19 protein-coding genes are annotated in these 24,537 nt (G+C 31.4%); 5 read left to right on the plus strand and 14 right to left on the minus strand.

From position 1 onward, the window contains the following. The first annotated feature begins 95 nt into the window (after positions 1 to 95). The 3 genes from rsmG (at position 96) to IW20_RS01900 (ending at position 2,743) form a co-directional block, all read left to right on the plus strand. The gene (rsmG, locus tag IW20_RS01890) at positions 96 to 725 is read left to right on the plus strand and encodes a 16S rRNA (guanine(527)-N(7))-methyltransferase RsmG (RefSeq protein ID WP_035618001.1); all 630 of its coding nucleotides are present in this window, start codon (positions 96 to 98) and stop codon (positions 723 to 725) included. 140 nt (positions 726 to 865) lie between these two features. Beyond that, positions 866 to 2,281, plus strand: a complete 1,416-nt coding sequence (locus tag IW20_RS01895) for an alkaline phosphatase (RefSeq protein ID WP_035618003.1) — start codon at positions 866 to 868, stop codon at positions 2,279 to 2,281. 36 nt (positions 2,282 to 2,317) lie between these two features. Further along, a complete protein-coding gene (locus IW20_RS01900; protein WP_035618004.1) occupies positions 2,318 to 2,743 on the plus strand; it encodes an SMI1/KNR4 family protein in 426 nt (141 codons plus the stop codon). 49 nt (positions 2,744 to 2,792) lie between these two features. Here the strand turns inward: IW20_RS01900 and IW20_RS01905 are convergent, their stop codons facing one another. The 4 genes from IW20_RS01905 to IW20_RS25245 all read right to left on the minus strand — a co-directional run bounded on the left by IW20_RS01905 (position 2,793) and on the right by IW20_RS25245 (position 7,688). Continuing rightward, a complete protein-coding gene (locus IW20_RS01905) occupies positions 2,793 to 3,491 on the minus strand; it encodes a LytR/AlgR family response regulator transcription factor (RefSeq protein WP_035618006.1) in 699 nt (232 codons plus the stop codon). A gap of 66 nt (positions 3,492 to 3,557) precedes the next feature. Beyond that, positions 3,558 to 4,724: an alpha/beta fold hydrolase gene (locus IW20_RS01910; protein WP_035618007.1), complete on the minus strand. Its 1,167-nt coding sequence runs from the start codon at positions 4,722 to 4,724 to the stop codon at positions 3,558 to 3,560. Between the two features lie 101 nt (positions 4,725 to 4,825). After that, positions 4,826 to 6,550, minus strand: a complete 1,725-nt coding sequence (locus IW20_RS01915; protein ID WP_035618009.1) for a serine hydrolase — start codon at positions 6,548 to 6,550, stop codon at positions 4,826 to 4,828. A gap of 85 nt (positions 6,551 to 6,635) precedes the next feature. Continuing rightward, positions 6,636 to 7,688: a sensor histidine kinase gene (locus IW20_RS25245; RefSeq protein ID WP_051885493.1), complete on the minus strand. Its 1,053-nt coding sequence runs from the start codon at positions 7,686 to 7,688 to the stop codon at positions 6,636 to 6,638. 313 nt (positions 7,689 to 8,001) lie between these two features. On the opposite strand from IW20_RS25245, the gene IW20_RS01925 reads away from it, so the two are divergent. Further along, positions 8,002 to 9,090, plus strand: a complete 1,089-nt coding sequence (locus IW20_RS01925; RefSeq protein WP_035618011.1) for an NHL repeat-containing protein — start codon at positions 8,002 to 8,004, stop codon at positions 9,088 to 9,090. Positions 9,091 to 9,171: 81 nt separating this feature from the next. Here IW20_RS01925 and IW20_RS01930 read toward each other — a convergent pair whose 3' ends face one another. From IW20_RS01930 to map, 7 genes are all read right to left on the minus strand, one after another. Continuing rightward, on the minus strand, positions 9,172 to 9,903 hold the full coding sequence (locus IW20_RS01930; protein WP_035618013.1) for a hypothetical protein: 732 nt from the start codon (positions 9,901 to 9,903) through the stop codon (positions 9,172 to 9,174). A 301-nt stretch (positions 9,904 to 10,204) separates the two neighbouring features. Continuing rightward, complete coding sequence (gene pruA / locus IW20_RS01935) at positions 10,205 to 11,833, minus strand: L-glutamate gamma-semialdehyde dehydrogenase (RefSeq protein WP_035618140.1); 1,629 nt, start codon at positions 11,831 to 11,833, stop codon at positions 10,205 to 10,207. A 151-nt stretch (positions 11,834 to 11,984) separates the two neighbouring features. Beyond that, positions 11,985 to 12,371, minus strand: coding sequence for a Co2+/Mg2+ efflux protein ApaG (gene apaG, locus IW20_RS01940; RefSeq protein ID WP_035618015.1), 387 nt, complete (start codon positions 12,369 to 12,371; stop codon positions 11,985 to 11,987). A gap of 79 nt (positions 12,372 to 12,450) precedes the next feature. Beyond that, the gene (locus tag IW20_RS01945; protein ID WP_035618016.1) at positions 12,451 to 13,704 is read right to left on the minus strand and encodes a type IX secretion system plug protein; all 1,254 of its coding nucleotides are present in this window, start codon (positions 13,702 to 13,704) and stop codon (positions 12,451 to 12,453) included. Between the two features lie 63 nt (positions 13,705 to 13,767). Then, entirely contained in the window at positions 13,768 to 16,683 is a 2,916-nt protein-coding gene (locus IW20_RS01950) for a DEAD/DEAH box helicase (protein ID WP_035618019.1), read from the minus strand. Positions 16,684 to 16,976: 293 nt separating this feature from the next. Then, positions 16,977 to 17,750: a class I SAM-dependent methyltransferase gene (locus IW20_RS01955; protein WP_035618021.1), complete on the minus strand. Its 774-nt coding sequence runs from the start codon at positions 17,748 to 17,750 to the stop codon at positions 16,977 to 16,979. 69 nt (positions 17,751 to 17,819) lie between these two features. After that, positions 17,820 to 18,638 (minus strand): type I methionyl aminopeptidase, encoded by an 819-nt coding sequence (gene map / locus IW20_RS01960; protein WP_035618023.1) that lies wholly within the window; start codon positions 18,636 to 18,638, stop codon positions 17,820 to 17,822. Positions 18,639 to 18,837: 199 nt separating this feature from the next. Between map and IW20_RS01965 the strand changes: the two genes are divergently transcribed. Beyond that, positions 18,838 to 20,082, plus strand: a complete 1,245-nt coding sequence (locus IW20_RS01965; protein ID WP_035618025.1) for a DUF445 domain-containing protein — start codon at positions 18,838 to 18,840, stop codon at positions 20,080 to 20,082. A gap of 55 nt (positions 20,083 to 20,137) precedes the next feature. Here the strand turns inward: IW20_RS01965 and IW20_RS01970 are convergent, their stop codons facing one another. Genes IW20_RS01970 through IW20_RS01980 form a run of 3 tightly spaced genes read right to left on the minus strand, consistent with a single transcriptional unit; the run spans position 20,138 to position 24,537 of the window. Continuing rightward, positions 20,138 to 21,526: a TolC family protein gene (locus IW20_RS01970; protein WP_035618026.1), complete on the minus strand. Its 1,389-nt coding sequence runs from the start codon at positions 21,524 to 21,526 to the stop codon at positions 20,138 to 20,140. After that, entirely contained in the window at positions 21,526 to 22,872 is a 1,347-nt protein-coding gene (locus IW20_RS01975; RefSeq protein WP_035618028.1) for an HlyD family secretion protein, read from the minus strand. The genes IW20_RS01970 and IW20_RS01975 overlap by 1 nt, the downstream gene beginning before the upstream one ends. Before the next feature lie 6 nt (positions 22,873 to 22,878). Continuing rightward, positions 22,879 to 24,537, minus strand: coding sequence for a peptidase domain-containing ABC transporter (locus IW20_RS01980; protein WP_035618030.1), 1,659 nt, complete (start codon positions 24,535 to 24,537; stop codon positions 22,879 to 22,881).

A 24,537-nucleotide genomic window follows, 5' to 3' on the forward strand; every position in this document is an offset into this window, starting at 1 on the left:
TAGTTTTCAAAGGTAATTATTATAAATTTTCAATTTGCAAAATTGAGTTAAATATTTCAATCGTAAAGTAGTACTTTTGTTAAAAATTTAGAGCAATGGATGAGATATTGAAATATTTTCCTGATTTGACCGATCTTCAAATCGAACAATTTCAAAAATTAGACTTTTTATACCACGATTGGAACGAAAAAATTAATGTTATTTCTAGAAAAGACATTGATTCCTTATACACAAAACATATTTTACATTCGTTAGGAATTGCAAAAATCATGAAATTTGAACCTGGAGCAACTGTTTTGGATGTTGGAACCGGAGGAGGTTTTCCTGGAATTCCGTTAGCGATTCTTTTTCCGGAAACACGATTTTATCTAATTGATGTAATTGCCAAGAAAATAAAAGTGGTTCAAGGTGTTGTTGATGCATTAGAATTAAAGAATGTAAAAGCAGAGCAAAAGCGTGCCGAATTGGTAAAAGGTGATTTTGACTTTATTGTAAGTCGCGCCGTAACCAATATGCCTGATTTTGTTTCGTGGGTAAAAGAGAAAATCAAGAAACAACACAAGCATACTTTAAAAAATGGAATCTTATATCTTAAAGGTGGAGATTTGGCAGAGGAATTAAAAGATTTTCCTAAAGCTACGTTGTACGATTTAGCAGAGATATTTGATGATGAGTTTTTTGAAACTAAAAAAGTGGTTCATCTGCCTTTAAAGTTTACGGTTTAAAACATATCCGAATACAAATTATAAAGCCCTGTCTAGATTAGACGGGGTTTTTGCTTTTAGTTTAGTATCATAACAGAAAGATAATTTTGTTAGTTGGTGTATTTTTTTATCTTTGAAATACTTACATAAACAAAGTAATGATGGATAGAAGGAAGTTTTTTAGAAATGGCTCTTTATTTACAATTGGAGCTGCTGTAATGAATCCTTTTCAGGGTTCTGCAAATATTTTAGACTTAGAATCGGTTAATAAAAATAAGAAAGCTAAGAATATTATTCTTTTAGTTAGTGACGGAATGAGTACTGGAACTCTAAACATGACGGATTTGTTCCTAAACAGAAAAACAGGAAAAGGTACCAATTGGATTCAGTTATATAAAGACAATAGGGTTTCGAGAGCATTGATGGATACGGCTTCGGCAAATTCTATAGTAACCGATTCGTCGGCCGCAAGTTCTTCTTGGGGTGGAGGTTTTAGGGTAAATAATGGCGTGCTAAATGTAAGTCCTCAAGGGGAACCACATTTACCTATTTGGCAAAAATTCAAGAAATCAGGCAAGATGGCTGGTTGCGTAACTACTGTTCCTATTACTCATGCAACTCCAGCGGGTTTTTGTGTAAATAGCAAAAGCCGAAATGCTCAGGATGATATTGCCGAACAATATTTAGATCTTGGTTTTGATGTTATGATGGGCGGAGGTTCAAATTATTTTAACGCTGAGGTAAGAAAAGATAAAAAGGATATGTATGCTGCTTTTAAAGCAAAAGGATATCAGGTGGTAAAAACACGTTCGGAGATGGATTTAGCATCTAATTCACAACCTATTTTAGGAGTGTTTTCAGAGGACGCTCTTCCGTATTATGTAGATAGAAATAGTGATGATAATTTAAAGCAAACGGTTCCAAGTCTTGCCGAAATGGCACAGAAAGCTATTGATAGAATGAAAGGTCATAAAAACGGTTTTGTTTTACAAATAGAAAGTGGGAAAGTAGATTGGGCTGCACACGGAAATGATATTGCGGGTTTAATTAATGACCAAATTGAGTTTGACGAAGCAGTAAAAATTGCCATAGATTTTGCCGAGAAAGACAAAGAAACTTTAGTAATAATTACTACGGATCACGGTAATGCGAATCCTGGGATTATTTATGGTAAATATGCTAATGAGAATTTTGATAGTATCCAGAAATACACGCAGACTAACGAGTGGATTTTAAATCAGATTAAACCTGATTCTTCGATTGCTCAGGTAAAGGAGATTATCGAAAAAGCCAACGGACATTCGGTTTCGGAGGAAGATGCTAAAACGGTTTTGAGTTATTATGATGGTTTGCATAAGGAAGACGGATTGTATAACTACAAGAAATTACCTTATAAAGCTTTTGCTGATATGCAAGGAAAAATAAATTCGGTAGGTTGGATTAGTATGGATCACTCTGCCGATTATGTTGAGTTGGCAATGTTTGGTCCCGGAAGTGAACTTTTAAAACCTTTTGTAAAAAATACCGATTTGCACTATTTGATGTTACAAGCTGCTGAAGTAGAAAATAAGTTTTAATTTATTTTAAGTGAAGAATTAGTTATTTGCGTGATTATGATGAAGATTGAACAAATGTTGGAGAAGCATAATTTTTTAAAAAGAACTGAAAATTCGATTCATAGTATTGATGAAGTTGAAAATATTATACAGTTTAAATTACCACAGGATTATAAACTTTATATTTCAAATTATTCGGGAAATGAAAATTTCATAGGGGAACATTTTGTTGTACTTTGGGATTTGGATGAAATTTTAGAAATGAATAATAATTATGAAATTTTACATAATCTAGACAATACAATTGGAATTGGTTCAAATGGAAGTTCAGAGTTTATAGCAATAGAATTTATTGAAAAAGAAAAGTATAGAATAGTTTTATCTCCTTTTATTGATTTGGATAAAGATTGTCACATTGATATAGGAGATTCTTTTACTGATTTTTTTGATCGTTTAGAGAATGGTAAAAATTGGTTTGAATAAAAAACAAACCCCACAAGTTTCAGATTTATTCTGAGTTTGTGGGGTTTTATTATTTAATTGTTTTTAAATAAGCCAGCCAGTTTTCTTTATAACTGCTTCCTATCGGGATTTCTATTGCGTTTATTTCGACTTCATTTTTAGAATAAGCGGTCAGTTTTTTTGTCTGAATAATAAAAGAGCGATGAACTCGAACAAAATTTGAATCTAATAACTTTTCGAAGCTTGAAATACTCTGTTTAAGATGATGAGATTTTCCGTTTTCCAGATGTATCGTGATATAATCTTTTAGACTTTCGATGTATATGATTTCTTCAAAAATTATTTTGATATTTCTATTCCCACTAGATACAAAAATATGATTTTCAGGAATTGGTTTATCTTCTTTTTTGGGCGCTTGCAATTGTTTGAATTTTTCTATTGAAACAAAAAAACGATCAAAAGTAATTGGTTTTAAAAGGTAATCTATAACATTGAGTTCATATCCTTCGATGGCATATTCGCGATAAGCGGTTGTGAAAATTACTTTAGGAGGATTTTTTAATTTCTTCAAAAAGTCATTCCCTTTTAGTAAAGGCATTTCTATATCAAGAAATAGTAAATCGACTGTATTTGTTTCTAAAAAAGTATATGCCTTTAATGCATTCTCAAATGAATCGACTAGTTCGAAATTATCAAAATTAGCCAGATGCGACGCAATTAATTCTCTTGCCAATGGTTCATCGTCGACGATAATGCATTTATATTTCATTTGAAAATTTTATATTTAATAGATACAATTTTAACCTTTTTGAGGTTTGTTTGCAATCTAATCTAGTTATTTTGTAGTTTCTTTTGCTATACGTTCTAAAACTTCTATTGCATTTTTGTTCTCAGGATTAAGAGCAACAGATTTTTTATACATTGCAATAGCTTCTTCTTTTTTATTAATTTTTAGCAAAGCCTCACCATAACTGTCATATGCATTTGCGCTTTTTGGATTTAAAAGCATATTTAATTTAAAAACTTCGGCTGCTTTTTCATTTTCATTTTTGCGTAATAATTCATATCCCCAATTGTTTAAATCGTCTTCGGAATTATTGTATGCCAATTGTTCTTTTTTATCCTCGTTAAATGCTTGCATTGTATATTGTAAAGCACGTTCTTGAATTTCAGTTTTTTGTTTAGAACCATTTGCATACATTTTGGTAATTGCTGTAATTACCAATGGCGGATTGTCTAACCAAATAGCATGACCACAACCATAAGCGGTAATATCGGTAACATTGGGATTGTTTGCGACATATTTATTATGACCATTTTTCCATCGTTCTATTTCTTCGGGTGCTTTATAAAAAGGGATTCCGTTTATAAAATCTACAACAGGAATGGTTTGCGGAATAGACAACTTGCTCATTATTTTTACAGTTTCGGCAATAGTTGCCGACATATAATAAATGCCTTTATTGTTTTTTTTCCATTGTGGTATTAGTTTATCTTGTGTGGCTAACATTTTTTCGATGTAGCCGTCTTCAAAATAGCTATGGTTAACATCAATTAATACAACCGCTTTTACAAGTTTAGGATGTCTGGTCGCATAAAGAGTTGATAAATAACCCCCAAAAGAATGTGAAACTAACATGATTTCTTTATCGAATCCTAGTTTTTTTAAGCCTATTTCTAAATCTTCAATATTACTTATGATTCCGTGTTTAGAGTCATCGGTTTGTAAAGTATCAATTGTACTTGTGCCAAAACCAGCTCTGTCGTATGTTATTAAAGTAGCGTTTGTAATTTCGGAAATTGGTTTTAAAATAGAATTCCAAACCGAACCATCATTTCCTCCACCAGCTTCAAAAAGAATTGGCGTTCCTTTTCCTTTTACAATCTTAAAATGAATCTTGTGATTACCAACATCTACCAACGTATCGATTGTTTTAGATTGGCTATTTGCAGTAATAAAGCAGAAAACAGATAATAGACTAATTAAGAGGTGTTTTTTCATAAAAGTTGGGAGGGTTAGTTTTTTGTAGAAAATTGATTTTTTTGTTTTTCTTTATATATTACAACGGTAGTCAGGTGTTCATTTTTTATAAACGGTTAATTTTAGTTCACTTTTTGGGCAACCACATCACTTCCCATATTTAATGTAAGGCTATCAATTTCTCCGTTTGCGTTTTTATTAAATGTAAATTGAGCTGTTATTATTTTACTATAAAATCTATTTTCTGATATAGGAAATACTGTTGTTATAGCTTCTCCAGTTCCCTGAATAAACAGTTGTTCTTCTTTTGAAGTAACAGTGAAGAAATAATTTTTATTCAACTGATATTTGCCTTCATAAGTTTTAAGAATTCCTGACGGAACTGTGATTTCTCGAGTCAGTTTATCAGTAGCAATTCCTAATTTAGTTAGAACTTTAATGGCATTAGAATTATTTGGATCCAGTTCGGCTGATTTTTTATAATTTTCTACAGCATTTATCGTATCGTTCATAGCTAGGTAAACTTCACCTAAACTATCGTACGTATTTGAAGATTTTGGATTTAATTCGAGATTGAATTTAAAAAGAGATAATGCATCGTTTGTTTTCTTCTCCCTTAAATATTTATATCCTAATTCATTAATACCATCACCGTTAATAGCAAATTCATTAGGTTTTTCTTTTATTGCTTTTCTTGTGATTTCTATAGCTGTTTCGACAGAATTATTATCTATGGCTTCTTTAAGTTTAGAAAAAACAGGAATTTTTGGAAGCATATAGGGACTTGAAGATAAAATGTTATCGATAGCAAGATTTATTTCATTAAATGCAATCGCATCACCATAATTAGTAAGTAAAATATAAGAATTATTTTTAGTTAAATCTCTCTTTATAAAAGTACGGTATCCAAACTGCCTTCCTGAATGTTCTACTGATTTTTGTTGTTTATCTTTGCTTATTCGCCATCCAAATCCATAATTTGATACAGAACCATTCTTTAAAGTTGCTGGGGTAAAAGCCTCGTCCATTGTTTTCTTTGATACGAGCTTTTCAGTATACAGTGATTGTTCCCACAAAAATAAATCATCTACATTTGAAAATATACTAGTAGAACCTGTGTGCGAAATTTTATAATCATCTATTTCGCCAATCCTGTTATAACCAATGGCTCTGTTTTTTATTTTAAATCCCGGATCATTACATACAGATGTATTTTTCATCTTCAACGGATCAAAGATGTTTTTTTTCATAAATGTAGTAAAAGATACACCTGAAACTTTTTCTATAATTAATGCCAACATTACATAACCTCCGTTATTGTAAGCATATTTTTCGCCTGGCTTAAAATTTAATTGATTTCTATTTATTAATATTTTAAATATCTCAAAATTTGTCAAATTGTCTTTATCAGAGAACTCATAATAGTTCAGTAAACCCGATGTGTGGTTCAATAAATTTCGTATAGTAATATCATTTGCATAAGCAGGAAATTCCGGAAAATACTTTATGAGTTTGTCATCATAAGAAAGTTTGTTCTTCTCTTTTAAAATCATAATTCCCATTGCAGTAAATTGCTTAGAAACCGAAGCAAGATCAAAACATGATTCGGGTGTTAATAGCTGTTTGGTTTCATTATTTGCGTAACCAAAAGCATTGCGATAAATCACTTTTCCATTTTCAGAAACTAGAATAGTTCCGTTAAAAACACCATTTGCATGGTAATGTTTCATTAACTTGTCTAGCTCTGCTGATTTATTCTGTGCTCCGATATTGCACAAAGTAATCATTTGAAGGATAATGCTTAAAACGATTCCTTTTAATAAAGAATGATTTGACTTTTTTTTCATAAAGGGTTTTTGAATTTTAATTTTTTAGCTAGAATGAAGGAAAACAATATTATTTGTGCAGTTTTAATATAATCAAAATAGATCTTTAAGGATTAAGATAAAGTTTAACCTTATAAAAGGATTGTGTTTCTTCTATTTCTAATTGATGTTTTTTAGGATATAATAAGTCCAATTGTTTACGAACATTTTCTAGTCCAATTTTCGATTTAGTTGTAATTGCTGTAATCCCATTTTGAGGTTTTGTATTCTCGATACTAAAGATGATTTGTCCTTTTTTACTCTCTAAATTCATCTTGATAGAGGCTTTCTTAGTCTCATTAATTACACCATGTTTAAAAGAATTTTCTATAAAGGTTAATATAATAAGAGGCGAAATTTTGTTGCTTTCCTGTATGTCTTTGGCAAACGAAATTTCTAATCTGCTTTCGCTATAGCGAAGTTTTTCCAGAGCAATATAATTCTCAATTAAGGCAATTTCTTTTTCTATAGAAACATAATCTTCATTACAACGGTATAATACAAAGTCCAGGATTTCGGATAATTTGGCAATTACTTCGGGTGCTTTATCATCTTTTTTAAGGGTTAAAGTGTATAAATTATTCAGCGTATTAAAAAGAAAATGAGGATTTAATTGATTCTTCAGAACTTTTAATTCCATCGATTTTTTCTCTTCTTCTAATTTTAAAAAGCGTTGCTGCTTGCGATTAAAGCTGATAAAACCCAATATGATTATTGGATAAGTGATAAAAGAAAACTCTCTGAATATTAATTTAAAAGAAGTTAATCTTTCTGGAACAGACATTTTATGCCCAAGCCAATCATCAAAGAATCCAGGGAATTTAGGTTCTAGATAATAGTATTTAAAAATCATTAAAAAAGCAAAAACAAGATAGAGCCAGCTTGTCGCAAAAACGATAAAAAGTAAATATTTCTTTTTATCCAGAGTTTGAGGAATAATCCAATAAATCAATCCGTAAGCAGCAGTTGCTTGTGCTATAACTTTCCAGGTATAAATAAAAGTAAAGTCGTAAGTACTAGTATTATCAGACTTGCTTGAGAGGTATAATAATAAAAAGGAAATCCAATAGATACAATGGAAAAGGATTCTTTTTAGGTCGATGTTTTTTAAAAAACTCATTATAATGGTTTAAGAGGGAACAAGATAATAAAATATCGAAGTATGCTTTATTTACAGATATAAATAAAAGCTTTTTGCATCTAAAAAATGTATTTGAGCATACGAATGCATTATTCTTTTAAAATCTATTATTCGAATGCTAAAGTTGTGTTTTTGATTGCGCATAAAATAGGGGATTGGCTCTGTGATTATATTCGCTTTCAAATATATAAATCATGATAAAACTGATTCTTCTATTCGCATTATTTTTAGTAAATGAGCTAAAAAGTATTCTTTTTTAAACAATCCAAAAAAACACTTAAACCTAAACAAAATGAAGACAATGATTAAAAACGTACTAGGTATTCTGATTTTCATGAATACTATAAATTTATTTTCACAAGAAAGCAAACAAGAAATTACTTATAGTGAAGTTTCAAAAACAATTAAACCAACTTTGTTTGCCGATTTAGGCGAAACGTGTCAAACTCCCGATGGAATGGCTCTGGATAAAAAAGGCAATCTGTATTTGTCTATTACTAATCCGATGACTTTTGAAAAGCATGGAAGTAAAATTTTGACTTTTGACGAAAATGATAAACCTGTAACATGGTTTGATAAACTGCCAGTACATCCTGAAACAAAGAAGGTACATCCTATGGGAATGGAATTTGGCCCTGATGGGAATTTATATATAATGGACAATCAGTTTTTTGCTGATAAAGAAAATTTCTCTAGATTGTTAAGGGTTGTTGTTGAGAATGGAAAACCTAAATATGCCGAGGTTTTAGCAGAAGGTTTCAATTTTGGCGAAGCAGTAAGATGGTATAAAGATAGAGTTTATATAACCGATGCTCTTTTTGAGAATAGGAGAGAAAGTGGAATTTATAGCTTCTCGCTGAAGGAATTAAATTCGGGTAAAATAACTTTGGATAAAAATACGAAACCTAATTATTTAGTAACAACATTTACTCTTAAACCCGAAGTAACAAAACGAACTATTGGTATTGATGGTATTGCTTTTGATAAAAAAGGAAATCTGTATGCGGGAAATTTTGGAGATGGAGTAATTACAAAACTTGAATTTACAAAAGAAGGTAAGCTTAAATCTAAAAAAGTAGTTTTTAACTCGGATAAATTAAAATGTTGTGATGGCTTTTTTTATGATGAGAAAAGGAACTCTATTTTTATTGCCAATTATGATAATAATAGCGTTCACCAGCTAGATTTAAATACAAATACAATACACTTAATATGGGAGAATGGTAATGCAGATGGTTCTGATGGACAATTAGATAATCCTTGTGAAACGATAATTTATAAAGGAAAATTGTTGGTTGTAAACTACGATACTTTTAAAGGGGAGAAGAATACTGAGATCGATTCTTTTCATACTATTTCTAGTTTTGAGTTAAGTAAATAGACTTAGTTTGTAATAAAAAAGAATCCCCACAAGTTTTAAAATATTTTAAACTTGTGGGTATTTCTATAAAAATATATTGATTTAACTAGCCTCTTTAGGGAAACATAAAAAAGGATTTGTTTCGTAGTTTAAACTTGCAACAAAATCTTTAATGGCAGTTTCTGAAGATTTTGCACTGTATTTATAAAAAGGATCGAAGAAAAAATCACGACTGATTACGGGTTCTGCCGATGGATTATAAACTTCTTCATCTGTTGCTTTTATATTGTCATACGTATATTGACAAGGAAAGATATGTTTAAGTTCTTTTAAAGTACTTTTAAGCCATTTATTAAATATTTTTTTCTTTGGGGAAACGTGGCGTGCAAGTAATGCTAAACCTACGATTTCACTTTGTAAATAATAAGAACCTTTTCTGCGTAACACATCTACCATTCTTACATTCATAAGAGCAACCCATAATGGTCCATCTATAGGACCAGTTGCCGGAGCATCCATATTAAGGTCAAAAACTAGAGGTTTTGTGTATTCAGGATTTGATATAGAACACCAAAGCGCTTCGATACGCAGTTTCATTTCTAGAGATGATTCAGTGTGGCTTTTATAACGCCAGTAAATCCATTCTAGTAAAGCTGCTGTTAATCCTAAAGAAGCCTTATAACTAATACCTGCTAAAGCATTCTCTAGTTTATTATGGTTCTCAGCAGGATCAATAAGTTTCTCCATGATTTTCTCATTCCATTTAAAATCAATAGCGTGACCAACACTTTTTGCTTCACGGATTATTTCGGGTACTTTCTCTAAACTTTTCATAAGTCATTTAATTTAATTCCATATTTATGTGCGAACATTTTATTCTTTTTCCTTGAGTTTATTTGCTAGGTTAAGAAAGTTCAAATTTACGCTTGGACTTATTTTTTTTATGTCAGGAAAGGTTTTTAAAGTAACATTATAAGGTTTTTGAAAAAGGTATGTTTTTGATAACCAACATCGTACGAAAATGATTACAAACAATTAACAAACAGGATGATTTTGTCTTTTATGAAAGTAAAAACCCACAAGCTTCAAATGATTTTGAAACCTGTGGGTTTTAATTGTTTTTAACCTGTAGAGATTATTCTCCTAAAAACGGATATCTGTAATCTTCTGGAGTTACAAAAGTTTCTTTTATTGTTCTTGGAGAAGCCCAACGCAATAAGTTTAATGCAGAACCAGCTTTGTCATTTGTTCCTGATGCTCTAGCACCACCAAATGGTTGCATACCTACAACAGCTCCTGTTGGTTTATCATTAATGTAGAAGTTACCTGCAGCATTTTGCAATTTTGTTGTAGCTACTTCGATAGCATAACGGTCTTGACTAAATACAGCACCAGTAAGAGCATATTCAGAAGTAGTATCAACTAATTCTAAAGTCTCTTCCCATTTTGCATCTTCATATACATATATAGTAATAACTGGTCCGAATAATTCGGTTTCCATTGTAGTATATTTTGGATTTGTAGTTACGATTATTGTTGGCTCAATAAAGTATCCAACAGATTTATCGTAGTTTCCACCAACGATTATTTCAGCATCAGCATCTTTTTTAGCCTGATCAATAAAACTAGCTAATTTATCAAAAGATCCTTCGTGAATAACAGCAGTAATAAAGTTACCAAAATCTTCTGGTGAACCCATTTTCATAGATTTCACATCAGTGATTAATTGTTCTTTAATTGTAGGCCATAAACTTTGTGGAATATAAGCTCTTGAAGCAGCAGAACATTTTTGTCCTTGGAACTCAAATGCACCACGTACAATTCCTGTAGATACTTGTTTAGCGTTAGCACTTGGGTGAGCAATGATAAAATCTTTACCACCAGTTTCTCCTACGATTCTTGGATAAGTTTTGTAATTGTGGATGTTTGCACCAATTTTAGCCCAAATATCTTTAAATACATGAGTTGAACCTGTAAAGTGTACTCCAGCAAAATCACGACTAGCCAATACAGTATCGGTAATCATTAATGCATCACCAAAAACTACGTTAATAACACCGTCTGGAACTCCAGCTTCTTTAAATACGTCGATGATGATTTTTGTAGAGAATACTTGGCTATCACTTGGTTTCCAGATAACAACATTCCCCATCATTGCAGCACTTGCAGGAAGATTTGCAGCAATAGCAGTAAAGTTAAAAGGAGTAATTGCGTATACAAAACCTTCTAAAGGTCTGTACTCAAGACGATTCCAAGTTGTAGAATCAGATTTTGGTTGGTCTGCGTAAATTTGAGTCATGAACTCAACATTGTAGCGTAAGAAGTCAATCAATTCACAAGAAGCATCAATCTCAGCTTGGTGAATGTTTTTTGATTGTCCAATCATTGTAGCTGCGTTTATTCTAGCTCTGTAAGGACCAGCAATAAGTTCAGCAGCTTTTAAGAAAATAGCAGCACGTTGTTCCCATGCCATATTAGCCCATGCATCTTTTGCTTCAAGCGCATTAGCAATTGCTTTTTCTATATGTGTTTTTTCGGCTAGGTGGTAAGTTCCTACTACATGTTTGTGATCATGAGGAGCCGTAATGTTTCTAGTATTTCCAGTTTTAATTTCTTCACTTCCAATGTATAACGGAACATCTATTTTAGAATTCCACATTGTAGTATAAGCTGCTTGTACTGCTGCTTTTTCTGGTGAGTTTGGTGCATATCCTTTTACGGGTTCGTTTACCGCTTTAGGTACATGAAAAAATCCTTTTAGCATATTGTTTAGAATTAGATAATTAGACAAATTAACAGTTGGATAATTCATTTTATACGAATTATCTAACGCTGTACAAAAGTACAAAGGTTAAACTAATAATTTGATAATTTTAGTATAAGATAACTATAAAAAAAATCTATAGGAAAAGAGATTAGTTTAATGCAAATGGAGCACACATTCTAAAAGTAGGAACAATAACTTTAAAGATTTTTGTAGTAGTAAAATTAACCATGTTAAAATAACCTTTCATTGCACCATAAGGAGATGACAATAAACAGCCTGAACTGTAGGTATGAAATTCACCTGGTTTTAAAACTGGCTTTTTTCCAATTACACCTTCACCATCTACTATTTCGATATCGTTTAATGAATCGAAAATTTCCCAGTGGCGAGAAGTAAGTTGCACAGAATCCTTGCTATGGTTCTCAATAGTAACCACATAGCTAAAGGCAAAGTGAATCTTGTAGTTCTTGAAGTAGGTACCTTCAAAACTAGTTAAAACGGATATTTTTATGCCTCTTGTTATTTGAGAAACCATACTAAAGTGGTATATATGTGCGTAATAGAAGCAAATTTACAAAAAAAAATGATTCAAAAAAACCATTTCTAAAATGTTTTTAATTGATGATATTCAGGGAGTTTGCATAACCTTTACCAATTACACGATCATAACGGTCTCTATTCTCTCGATAATAAACCAATATAGTGTATTCATTTTCGGTTTGGAAAAAATTACCGTCGATTGCATTCTCATAATCAATTACACCTTTCTTGTCTGCCACCTGATATTGGTAATTAGTAAATCCTTGCTTTATCATTATGGCTTTTTCATATACACCTTTTTCCGTATTGTAATCCATTTTATTCTCGGGAGTTAAACCGTAATTATTGAACATACCGTTAATGTAAATGTCTTTGTTGAGGCGGAAAGCAGGTGCCGAAAGCGAGAAATAAACCCATGCATAGTCTGCTTCGACTTCATTATTTGTTGCATTCATGTTTTTTACAACAAAGTTCCCATTAATATCTTGGTAGTTTGTGTAAGGAAAGTTTCCTCTGGCACTATTGGTATATAAATAAGAATTATAAATGTCTTTGCTAGAATCTACTCTTCCTACATTGTTACCAGCGTTACGAATATCTTTATTCTCAAAATATAAAAATTCATTTCCAGCCCAGAATTGGGTTTCATTATTGTATTTATATATTAAATCATTTCCAAGCGTATATTGTGGAGGAACATTTTTAATTCCGGTATTAAAATTACCATTTTGTATCAAAAATACTTTTACACTTTGTAACGGAGTCTGAAAAAGAAAAGAGTTAGATTTTATAGCAAAGTCCAGATTATGTTTGTATTCGATATCGCTTACTGTTCGACTTTTTCTTACCTGAGCAGGAACAGTAACTAAGTTTTCGTACACGATAAATTTTCTGGAAAACACAACTTCTTTATCTTCATTTAAAACCTTAAGAATATAATTACCTGTAATCAATATTTGCGTGAATTGATTTGGGAAAGAAAGTTTATAGTGAGAATATATCTGTAAAGTATTGAATGAATTGGTGTAATTAGTTATTCTCTGACCGTCAAATCCTTGTAAATAATCGGTTTTCGGAATATCCGATGGAATCCAATTGTAATCGCAATGTGTAATTTCATAATAATAATCAGCTTCATTACCAAATAGATCATCAAACTGAAGTTGAAAACTGTTTCCTAGTTCAAATATCGGAACAACATTTTGCCCACTTTGTACAAACGAAACAGTTTTGATATTATATGGTGGAGTGACTTCTGATTGTACTTGGGCTGTAGCAGAAGTAAAAGCAAGAAGGAGAATTAATTTTCGGAAGAATGAATTCGGCATAATATATTACGTTGTAAGATTGTAAATATAACAATTTTATATAACGAAAAATGTGCCAATTTATTAGGCTCCTAATATGTACTCTAAATTAATTTCGATTTCGTCGTTAACAAAGCTTTCTTCCAAAAGTGAATCAGATAACAGTTTTTTGTTTTCTTGCAGTTTAATTATTTTTTCTTCAACCGTATTTTTCGAAATAAATCGAATAACATTTACTTTATTTAATTGCCCAATTCTGTGTGCTCTTCCTACTCCTTGTTTTTCAGCAAAAGGATTCCACCAAGGATCTAAGAATAAAACATAAGAAGCTTTGGTGATATTTAAACCAACACCACCAGCTTTGAGCGAAATAAAAAATAGTAAAGGCTCTTCATTTTCTTGAAACAGATTTACCTGCTGTTCTCTTTTCTTAGCAGGAGTATCGCCAGTAATCTCACAAAAAGCTATTTTGTTTTCTTTACACCAAGTCGTGTAAAAGCTCAAATTAGTAACAAATGAACTAAAAATGATAGTTTTTTGTTTCCCTTTTACTAAACTTTCCAAGTAATTAGTGACCGCAATATATTTTCCGGAATCAATTTCAGATTCCTGATCTACCATTTTCGGATGATTACTCAGTTGTCTTAACTTCATCAATGTATTGATAATGCTAATTTTGTCTGGGCTGGAACCATCTGTTTTTAGTAAAAAATTACGAGCTTTTGATTTCTCTTTTTCGTATAATTTCTCCTGTTCAGGATCCATATCGCAATAATAAATCTGCTCTGTTAATTCGGGTAAATCCTTTAAAACCTGTTCTTTGGTTCTCCTTAAGATATAAGGCTGAATAAGATTTTTTAATTCTGCTAAACTATCTTCGTCTTGTTTTTTCTCAATCGGAATTTTAAAATTTTCTGCAAAGAAATTATAACTACCCAAAATATCAGGATTTATAAATTGCATTTGCGACCACAAATCGTCCAAAGAGTTTTCGATAGGAGTACCACTTAAAGCTATTTTATGTTCCGTGTTTATTTTATTTATAGCTTTAAAAATTTTAGAGTTTTTATTTTTAATGTATTGACTTTCGTCCAAAATCAAATAGCGGAAATTATATTTTTCTAAAATTGAAATATCTCGATGAATGATGCTGTAACTGGTAAAAATTAAATCGGATGATTCTAATCTATTCACTAATAATTTCCTGTCGTTACCTACATACTGCATTTTTGAAAAATGTGGTGTAAATTTCCCAGATTCGTTATACCAGTTAAAAACTAATGAAGAAGGTAAAACAATCAAGGTTTTTAAAGGTTCTCTTTCAATAATGGTTTCGTTTTGAAACAAATCAAAATTCGTTGTTTTGGTTGTAAAACCTAACTGTTCCTGCACAGCAACCAATACAGCTAAGGTTTGTAAAGTCTTACCAAGTCCCATATCATCGGCAAGACAAGCGCCTAAATTAGAGTTAAAATGACCTAGAAGCCATTTTACACCATCAATTTGATACGGTCTCAAAGTTGCTTTTAATAAATCAGACGATACGTATTCAGCTTTTAGAATTGGATTTACATCGTCTTTGATTTCTGGAATTGCATCCAGAGCGGCAAAATTACTTTTGCGCAAAAGCAGATTTCCATTTTCTGTTCTGGCCAATTTTGCCAGCGAACTATATTTACTGAGCCATTCTAAAGGAATTAAAAAATAGTTTCCGTCAGGCAATAAAAAGAGTCTTTCCTTGCTTTTTATATTTGGAATAATTTCGCTGAAATTGATTGTATAATCCCCAATCGAAATGATTATCTTAATATCAAACCAATCTTCTTTAGTTTCTCCCTTTGAAAATAAAACAGTATGGTTTTCTGTAATGATTGCTTTGCTTTCTAGTTGCAAATTTTGGATTGTGAAACCTAAATTTTCAAGCTCTTCTTTGCGATTAATGACTAATTGAATATTAGTGTAAGGATCAGGAATTTCGGTGTCTGAATTCCATCCAAATAATTCATTTTTGATTTTTACAAAACCAAGTTCAAGTAATTTATCAGTATATAAAGTTTCGTCATGACTTCGTTTAAACTGAATTATTTTTGGTTCATTGGCAACGCTAAAATCAAGATATGTATGTATTTTTTTAGGTTTGCTTGCGTCAAATATATATCCGTCATAATCGAAATGAAGGTTGAGATAATAACGATTTTTAAAGAAATCATAAACAGGTTGAATCGTGCAGAAAATAATTTTATCACGAAGTTCGATTTCAAAACCAGTTGCTTCAATATCGGTTTTTTTAGCTATTTCAGGAATGAAATTCTTAAAATAATCATCAACTAATCTTGAAGGTATTTCTATTGATTTTTTCTTTAAAAAAGGGGAAAGCTTTTTAGAGTTCAGTTCTTTTAACTGCCCTAATTTTTTATCAATGATTAACCAACCAGGTTCATCCAGTAGTATATCGACACTACTATTCATGGGTAAAAAAGTAGTGTTGTTTTCTTTTAAAGATAGGGTATAGGTAATTCCTTCTGAATGTTTATCAAATTGAATTTGAGGTTCAAAATCTAGAGGATTGATAGCAACTCTCGAGCGATAAAAATCCTTTTCAATTCCCATATTAATAGATAGAGGAAATTGTTCTTTTACAATTAGTGTGTAAAAGGAACTTAAATTTAGTTGTAAATGCTGACGAATTGCAAAATCAATTTTGGAATCTTTTTGCAAATCAGTAATTGTTTTTGCCGATTTTATTTTTGCGCTAAATTTTTTGAAAATAAATTCAGGCTTTAAAGATTCACAAGCCGTCAGTATTTTTTTTGAGCTAGTATCTAAATTTTCGAAGACAATTCCAAAACCATCAAGAACGTCTGCAGTTGCTTTTTTATTTAAATATTTAATGTCATTATCAATAATATCTTCTACGATATAAGCAGTTGGGATATGGGTATTCAGATTTTTTTCAAAACTGATGTCAAAACAAAATTGAAATGATTTCGAAGGTTCCAAGATTAGGGATTTGGTTTGGTTGTAATTTGGGAAGTTGTCTAATTCAAAAAAAACTAAAAAGCAACGCTGATAAAACGGATTGCTAAAGCAAAACGCTGATAAAAACGGATTTTTTGTTTTAGTTATTAATTCGAATCAAAAAAATAAATATTATTCCATTAATAAACCTAACAGGTTTTTAAAACCTGTTAGGTTTTGAATGATTATTATATTTTATAATTCAGTCTTGATTGTATTATTGGTCAAGAGCTTTTTAAATGAACTTACATCACTTATATGGTTCAAAAAAGTGTTTAGTTCTCCTGTTTAAAGCATAGTGGGATGATTTCTCCTTTGGCTAAACAATATTTCTCTACCAGTTCTGGAGCTATTTTGTTAGTGTAATCTTCTTCGATTACTATAAAGCCAATACTTCTTAATTTATCAAAATAATCGCGACCGTAAATACGTACGTGGTCATATTGTCCGAATATCTTAGCACGTTCTTTTTGGTCGGTAATAGTATCATCGGCAAAAGTAACTTCTCTTGATAAATCTTGTGGAATTTGCAAAATAGCCATTCCGCCTGGTTTTAAAACGCGAAATAATTCCTGCATAGCTTTAGTATCATCAGGAATATGTTCTAGAACGTGATTGCATAAAATAACATCATATTCATTATCCTTAAAAGGTAAATTGCATATATCTGCTTTTACATCTGCTAAAGGAGAGAATAAATCAGTCGTTGTATAATCAAGATTTTTTTGCTTGCGAAATAGTTTATAAAATGCTTGTTCCGGAGCAAAGTGTAATACTTTTTTTGGCGCTGTAAAGAAATCAGTCTGATCGTTTAGGTATAACCATAACAAGCGGTGTCTCTCTAAAGAAAGCGTGCTTGGCGATAATACGTTGTTACGTTGAGTTCCATAACCATAAGGTAAAAACATTTTGAAACTTTTACCATCAATAGGATCGGTAAATTTATCTCCTTTTAATGTAAAGGCTAAAATAGGACGTGCCACATAACTCAAACGAATTAATAATGGACGTGGAATGGTATTAAGAACTAGTTTAAAAAGTTTCTTCACTGTTAAATGGATTTGAACGCGAGTTTCATGAATAGAAATAAAAAAGTAATCAGTTAATCTTTGTGGAATCTACAAGATCAAAGGCACTTTTCTGAATTCATCTTCTTCGTTACTCTCGATTCCTAGGGCTTTATAGATGTACTGGAAAGTTGATAAGATTTCTGGTTTACCATCGATTAAAGCTACATCATGCTCAAAGTGTGCACTTGCTTTACCGTCGGCAGTTGTAATTGTCCAGCCATCTTTATGTTGTTTTATGTTTCTTGTTCCAAGATTAATCATTGGCTCAATGGCAACAACCATTCCTTCAACAAAAAGTTTTCCTCTTCCTTTTTTACCATAATTAGGCATTTCAGGATCTTCGTGCATTTTTTGTCCAAGTCCGTGACCAACTAGTTCGCGAACAACTCCGTATCCGTGTGCTTCAGTATATTTTTGTATAGCGCTTCCAACATCTTCTACGCGGTTTCCAGCTTTAAATTCGCGGATTCCTACATATAAAGATTCTTTGGTAACTTGTAATAATTTTTTAATCTCTGGAGCAACTTCTCCTATCTCAAAGCTATAAGCGTGATCTCCGTGATAACCGTTTTTGTATGCACCACAATCTACCGAGATAACATCACCACTTTTTAGAGGTGTATTATTTGGAATACCGTGAACAACTTGTGAGTTTGGACTCATACAAAGTGAGTTCGGGAAGTCGTACAAACCTAAAAAGCTTGGTACAGCACCGTGATCACGAATAAATTCTTCGGCTAGTTTGTCAAGATATAATGTGGTAACTCCTTCTTTTATTTCAGAAGCAATCATTCCTAATGTTTTAGATACGATTAAGGCACTTTCGCGCATTAATTCTATTTCTTCACGTGATTTTACAATAATCATAATTTCGGATTTTCAGTTGGCAAAAGTACAATTTTAATATTATTTTTTTTAAATAGCTTTTGTATTTAATTATAACAATTACAATTACAACAAAAAGCAGACAATAAATATATAGAAAGATTGTAAAATTATCTTGTTAAAATGAAAAGAGTTGTAGAAACAATTGAATAAATTAGCTTATTAATTAACTCGTTACATTATGAAAAATAGTATTAACCAAGAAGGTAAAAGTAAATCGGCAGGCTTGATTAAGATGAAGAGATTTGCTTTGGGAGTATTGGGTGTAGCTATAGTTCTTTTTTTAATTGCAATTTATTTTAAAATAGGTTGGCTAAAAGCCTTTAGTGAAGCTGCGATGGTTGGTGGAATTGCAGATTGGTTTGCTATAGTAGCACTATTCAGGCATCCTCTGGGATTACCAATTCCGCATACCGCCTTAATACCTAATAATAAAGATGCTATTGGGCAAAATCTTGGCACTTTTGTTTCTGATGAGTTCTTAATCAAAGAGAAATTAGAAGTAAAAATCGAACAGTTTAATTTTGCCGAAAAGGCTGCAAACTGGTTGTCTGATAAACCCAATGCAAATACGATTGCTTCGTTAATTATTGAAGATATTATACCAGGGATTTTAAAAACTATCGTCGATGAAGATGTCCAGAGGTTTATTCAAGCCAAATTTGAAACCAAATTAAAGGAAATCAATTTTGGAGAATGGATTGCAGTAGGGTTAGAGTCTTTAACCAAAAGCGAAAAACAAGAACAGTTAATTACGAATGTATTAAAAATACTTACCGAAGAATTACAGAATAACAGAGATGTGATTCGTGAAAAAGTAAATAAATCTACACCTTGGTACACGCTTGGAGTAGCCGATAAAAAGATTGCAGATGGTATTTTTAACGGACTTTATGAGTTTATCGATGAAGCAAAACATTCTAATAGCAGCATTAGGAGAAAAATAAATGCTTATGTTCTTGACTTTATTACAGAGTTAAATAACTCGCCTGAACTTCAGCAGAAAGTAAATGATTTAGTAATTGAGTTTGCTCATAAAAGCGAAGTTAGAGAATATATCAATGATATTTGGAGTCAGATAAAAGTGGCTATTTCTGCCGATTTAGAAAAGAAAGATGATTCTAAAATAAAAAATAAAATCATCAGCATGATTCAGAATTTTGGAATCAGTATAAAAGGAGATGAAGTTATGTTGAGCAAAATAAATAATTTTATAAAAATAGATTTGCTGGGAATCCTTTTAAAGAATAAGCAAATGATTGGCGACTTGATTGCTTCTTCGGTTAAAAGCTGGGACAAGAAAGAAATTTCGAATAAGTTAGAATTAGAAATAGGGAAAGATCTACAGTTTATCCGAATTAACGGAACTGTAGTAGGAGGGTTTGTTGGTCTTTTTATTTATTTTGTAGAACATATTATTACCTAAAAAAAAAAGACAAACCGTAAGATTTGTCTCTTTTTATAATATTGTAAATTCCGTTTTAATCTGGATTTGCCATGATTTTAAAAAGTTCCGAATTAGAAATATAAAATCTGTTTTCTAAAGCAATAGCAGCAAGTTTGGCACTTACTAAATTATTCTCTCGAGTATTGATCAAGAATAAGGAACTTTCTCCAAACGAAAACAAACGCTCTTCGGAGTTGAGCATCGTAACATTATTTTCGACCAAATCTTTTGCTAGTTTCTTTTGTTTTAAGAGCGAATTAATTTCTATTTTTTGAGCACTTATTTTATTGGTCAATTGTATTTTTTCTAAAGCCAAAGCAAATTCATTTTCTTGAACTTTAAATTTTGCTAGTTTTAAATTCCCTCTTTCTTTTCTTAAAAATAATGGGAAATAAAATTCTAAGCCAACTTTATAATCTTTAAAGTTATAATTATCAATGTAACTAGGTTCCGATAAATAAGAGTAACCTACATTTATTTTAGGCAACAGCATATTCTCTTTTAGCTTTTTTTCTACATTCAAAATTTCTATTTTGTTCTGTAAAGCATTTATTTTTGGGTGAGATTCTAAGCTAAAGTCGTTTTGTAATAAATCATTGGTTTTTAGCGTTTCTTGCAATGTGTTTTCTAATGCAGTTTCAGGAACAAGACTATCCGACATTTCTAGCGGAATATTATTTTCTAACCAAAGAAAATTAGATAGTTCTAGTTTAGCTTTAGCTAGTTTTAATTTAGAATCTTCAAGGCTTAATTCTCTATTTTTTAAACTAATTCCAGCTTCAATACTGTCAATTGCAGGTTTGTCACCTTGACTTATTAGGGCTTTGATACCTGCTAAGCGTATTTCAGCATTATTATCGTATGTTTCATAAAGCTTCATTTCGTCAAAATTCTTCTTCCAGCTAAAATAAGCAATCGAGGCATCGTACAATACAGCAATGGCTTGGAGTTTCCTTTCGGATTCACTTAGTTTTATCTGAATTTTAGCTTTTCGAACATCTGCCATTCTTTGATTAATGAATAACCCTTGCCCGATAGGCACACTAATTCCAAAAGAAGTTAATCCTTGATTTGGAGTTGTATTTTCGGGATTAAGATAAACACCTTCGTTATTGTCGAATCCTGCTTTTAGTTCGATTCCGTACCAAGTTGGGATTTTAAAACTGCTATTTAAAATGGAGTAGTATTCTTTGTCTTTAAATTGTTTTTGACTAAAATCGACTTCAATTTTTGGATCAAAACCACCTCGAGCCATCATTAAATTGGCTTGAGCTTTACTTACTTCCAAATTAGCATTTTTAACCAATGGATGGTATTTTTTTACATACCCAAGAAATTCATTATAAGTGAATTCCTTAGAAACTGGTTCTTGCCCAAAAACGGTAAAACCAATAAAGAGAAAGGCAAAAAGTATCGGTTTCATTATTTCTTTTCTTTTGTAGTTTTTGTATCGCTCTTGTAATAATTAGGAGGGAATCCGTTAAGAGTTCTCCAAATCTCAAACCAAATAGGTACAGTGTCTAACAAAGCAATTGTTTGCGCACCAGAACCAATACTTAGTTGTTTAGGCCATTTAGCTTCGGATGGGTCGGGGGCAATTAGAATTCTGTATTTACCATTGTCGCTAATAAAGTTTTCTATCGCTACAACTTGACCACCAAAAGTTCCATAAGAAATATCAGGCCAGCCCGAAAATACAATCGTAGGCCAACCATCAAACCAAACGCGTACTTTTTCTCCTTTTTTAATCAAAGGCAAATCAATCGGGTTTATAAAGGTTTCAACCGCAATATCATATTCAGATGGCATTATCGTTACTATTGGAGTTCCTTCTTTTATAGTTTCGCCAATACCAGCCAGTAATGCTCTGTTTATATAACCGCTTTGAGCCGCTTTGATGTAATACATGCCATTACGAACACTATAATTTACATATTGATTCTCTAGCTTATTAACCTGAGCTTCAGTATCAAATTTATTACTCAAAGTAGTATATTGATCACTTTTTGCTTTAGCTGCTTTTTCAGAATACTCTGCAGTGATTCTGTTAATCTCAACTTTAGCATTTATATATTCATTTTTACTGGTCAGGTATTTGTTTTCCTGAGTTACAATCTTAGCATCAACATCTTGTAGTTTTAAGCGTTTCTCTTCGACATCAGTCATTGGTTTTAATCCTTCTTTGTTTAATTGTAAAGAACGATTATATTGTGTATTAGCAATTTTTAGCTGTGTTCTTACAGCTACAAGATCAATACTGTCGCTTTTTATTTTTAAAAGAGATTGTTTTACTTTATTTCGAGCTTGCTCTAATTTTAATCTTTTCTCATTTTCTATAAATTCTATTTGTTTAGAAAGTGTGTTTACTTTTTCTCCATAAGATTCAAGGGAATGCTTTTTGGCATCTACTTGGTTTTTAGTATTCTCAACTAAATTTGGATCCATGTAATCTTCCTTTATCTCAGATATAAACATGATAGTATCGCCTTTTTTTACAAAATCCCCTTCTTGTACGTACCATTTTTCTATTCGACCAGAAATAATACTCTGGATAGATTGTGGTCTTTGGTTAGGTTTTAAGGTGGTTACAGATCCTGATCCTGAGATATTCTGAGTCCAAGGCAAGAAAAGTGCAATTATCCCTAAGATCGCTGTACCAATTATTATTTTATTCAAAATTTTATAATGTGGTCTGTTGCTTAGGTCTTTTATAGTTTTATACTTGTCTAAAGACTGTAGTTTTGTTTTATTGTCGGAAATGTTTAGCATAACATATTAGTTTTTTTGATCAAGAATAAGGAGACCGTTTTGCATAGTTAATTTTCGAGTTGATTTTGTTTTCCAATAAGGATTTTTAGACGAAACAATAATGGTCCATTTATTCTTATCGGAAGTTATAAAATCAATAATTTCATTGGCAACATCATCATCCATTGTATCCATTGGGTCTTCATAAAAAAGAATTTTTGGTTTATGAATAATACTTCTTGCCAACAGAATTTTTTGAGCATTAGATGAAGATAATTGTCTTCCTTCAGGATAAATGTGTGTATCTAAACCTTTTGGTAATAATTTTATAAACGGGCTAAGTTGTACGCCATCAATTGCCCATTTTAAATCTTCAGAACTTATTGTTGGATCATTAAAAGTAATATTTTCTAAAATGGTTCCTTCAAACGGTGTTTCATTATGGATAATACTGCCAATCTGCGAGCGATATTGCTTTAGATCTATTTTCTTAAAGGTGTCATCATTGATGTAAAAAGCACCAGAATTTTGTTTAAGTATACCTGATAACACTCGAATAAGTGTAGTTTTTCCTGAGCCATTTCGACCGTCAATTACTATTTTTTCTCCCTGATTTATTTTAAGTGTTATAGATTCTAAGGCATTCTTTTGAGAGTCTGGAAACTTGACGCATAAGTTTTCTGTTTCTAAAGTGATATTGTTATAGCAAAGTGCGTTTTGTGAATCAGAGTTTTCTTCTAATTCTAAATCAGTTACTTGTCCTATTTTTTCAACAGAAGTTAAAACATCATAAAAGCTTTCGAGTCCAAGAATGATTTTTTCAACGGAGTTAATGACTAATAAGATGATGATTTCTGCAGCTACAAATTGTCCAATATTCATTTCCTGGCTCAAAACTAAAAACCCTCCAATAGATAGTAAACTAGCTGTTATGATAATTTTGAAAAGAATCAATTGTGTAAATTGTCTTTTAATAATGCTAAAATGTTTCTCACGATAAGTAAGATAGCCAGCAACTATAGAGTTGTTTTTTTGAAGTGCAAAATCATAATTAAGTTCATTTCTAAAACTAAAATTATTTCGTGCCATTTCTTGTAACCAGCTCGCAACTTTATATTTAAATTTTGATTCTTTTAAGCTGGTTTCTATACCTGATTTGTATGAAAATTTAAAAATGAAGTATAAAAGTAAAAACAATAAGAGACCAAATACGATAAAATAAGGATGATATAAGGATAACAGAATGATTCCGAAGGTGATTTGGAGTAGTGCTGCCGAAAAATCAGTTAATAATTTTGAAGTCCCTTTTTGAATGGTCATGGTGTCAAAAAAACGATTCGTTAATTCTGGGGGATATGTGCCATATAATTCTGCTTGTTTTATTTTTGGCAAACGAGCTGCAAATTCAAACGAAGCACGAACAAATATTTTTTGCTGTAAGTTTTCTGTAATTCGCAATTGCATAAAAGATAAAATACCAACAAGCGCAACACCGGTAACAACTAATATAATAAGAACAATCCAAGACGCACTTACTCTACCAGATTGTATAAAAGTAATAATTGCCTGGATACCTAATGGGAGCGATAAACTTATTAATCCTGCGAAAATAGCATAGAAAAAGATTTGATAAATATCTTTTCTGTCTAGTTCAAGTAAATTGTAAAATCTTTTTAGTGGAGTCAT

This window comes from Flavobacterium hydatis (assembly GCF_000737695.1).
GTDB lineage: Bacteria > Bacteroidota > Bacteroidia > Flavobacteriales > Flavobacteriaceae > Flavobacterium > Flavobacterium hydatis.

What these genes read in the sequence shown, in the direction of transcription:
- IW20_RS25245 (WP_051885493.1), bottom strand. Translation starts at nt 7,688, where the DNA reads ATGAGTTTTTTAAAAAACATCGACCTAAAAAGAATCCTTTTCCATTGT.
- IW20_RS01965 (WP_035618025.1), top strand. Translation starts at nt 18,838, where the DNA reads ATGAAAAATAGTATTAACCAAGAAGGTAAAAGTAAATCGGCAGGCTTG.
- IW20_RS01900 (WP_035618004.1), top strand. Translation starts at nt 2,318, where the DNA reads ATGATGAAGATTGAACAAATGTTGGAGAAGCATAATTTTTTAAAAAGA.
- IW20_RS01925 (WP_035618011.1), top strand. Translation starts at nt 8,002, where the DNA reads ATGAAGACAATGATTAAAAACGTACTAGGTATTCTGATTTTCATGAAT.
- IW20_RS01945 (WP_035618016.1), bottom strand. Translation starts at nt 13,704, where the DNA reads ATGCCGAATTCATTCTTCCGAAAATTAATTCTCCTTCTTGCTTTTACT.
- IW20_RS01910 (WP_035618007.1), bottom strand. Translation starts at nt 4,724, where the DNA reads ATGAAAAAACACCTCTTAATTAGTCTATTATCTGTTTTCTGCTTTATT.
- apaG (WP_035618015.1), bottom strand. Translation starts at nt 12,371, where the DNA reads ATGGTTTCTCAAATAACAAGAGGCATAAAAATATCCGTTTTAACTAGT.
- IW20_RS01980 (WP_035618030.1), bottom strand. Translation starts at nt 24,537, where the DNA reads ATGACTCCACTAAAAAGATTTTACAATTTACTTGAACTAGACAGAAAA.
- pruA (WP_035618140.1), bottom strand. Translation starts at nt 11,833, where the DNA reads ATGCTAAAAGGATTTTTTCATGTACCTAAAGCGGTAAACGAACCCGTA.
- IW20_RS01915 (WP_035618009.1), bottom strand. Translation starts at nt 6,550, where the DNA reads ATGAAAAAAAAGTCAAATCATTCTTTATTAAAAGGAATCGTTTTAAGC.
- IW20_RS01905 (WP_035618006.1), bottom strand. Translation starts at nt 3,491, where the DNA reads ATGAAATATAAATGCATTATCGTCGACGATGAACCATTGGCAAGAGAA.
- IW20_RS01975 (WP_035618028.1), bottom strand. Translation starts at nt 22,872, where the DNA reads ATGCTAAACATTTCCGACAATAAAACAAAACTACAGTCTTTAGACAAG.
- IW20_RS01970 (WP_035618026.1), bottom strand. Translation starts at nt 21,526, where the DNA reads ATGAAACCGATACTTTTTGCCTTTCTCTTTATTGGTTTTACCGTTTTT.
- rsmG (WP_035618001.1), top strand. Translation starts at nt 96, where the DNA reads ATGGATGAGATATTGAAATATTTTCCTGATTTGACCGATCTTCAAATC.
- IW20_RS01895 (WP_035618003.1), top strand. Translation starts at nt 866, where the DNA reads ATGGATAGAAGGAAGTTTTTTAGAAATGGCTCTTTATTTACAATTGGA.
- IW20_RS01930 (WP_035618013.1), bottom strand. Translation starts at nt 9,903, where the DNA reads ATGAAAAGTTTAGAGAAAGTACCCGAAATAATCCGTGAAGCAAAAAGT.
- map (WP_035618023.1), bottom strand. Translation starts at nt 18,638, where the DNA reads ATGATTATTGTAAAATCACGTGAAGAAATAGAATTAATGCGCGAAAGT.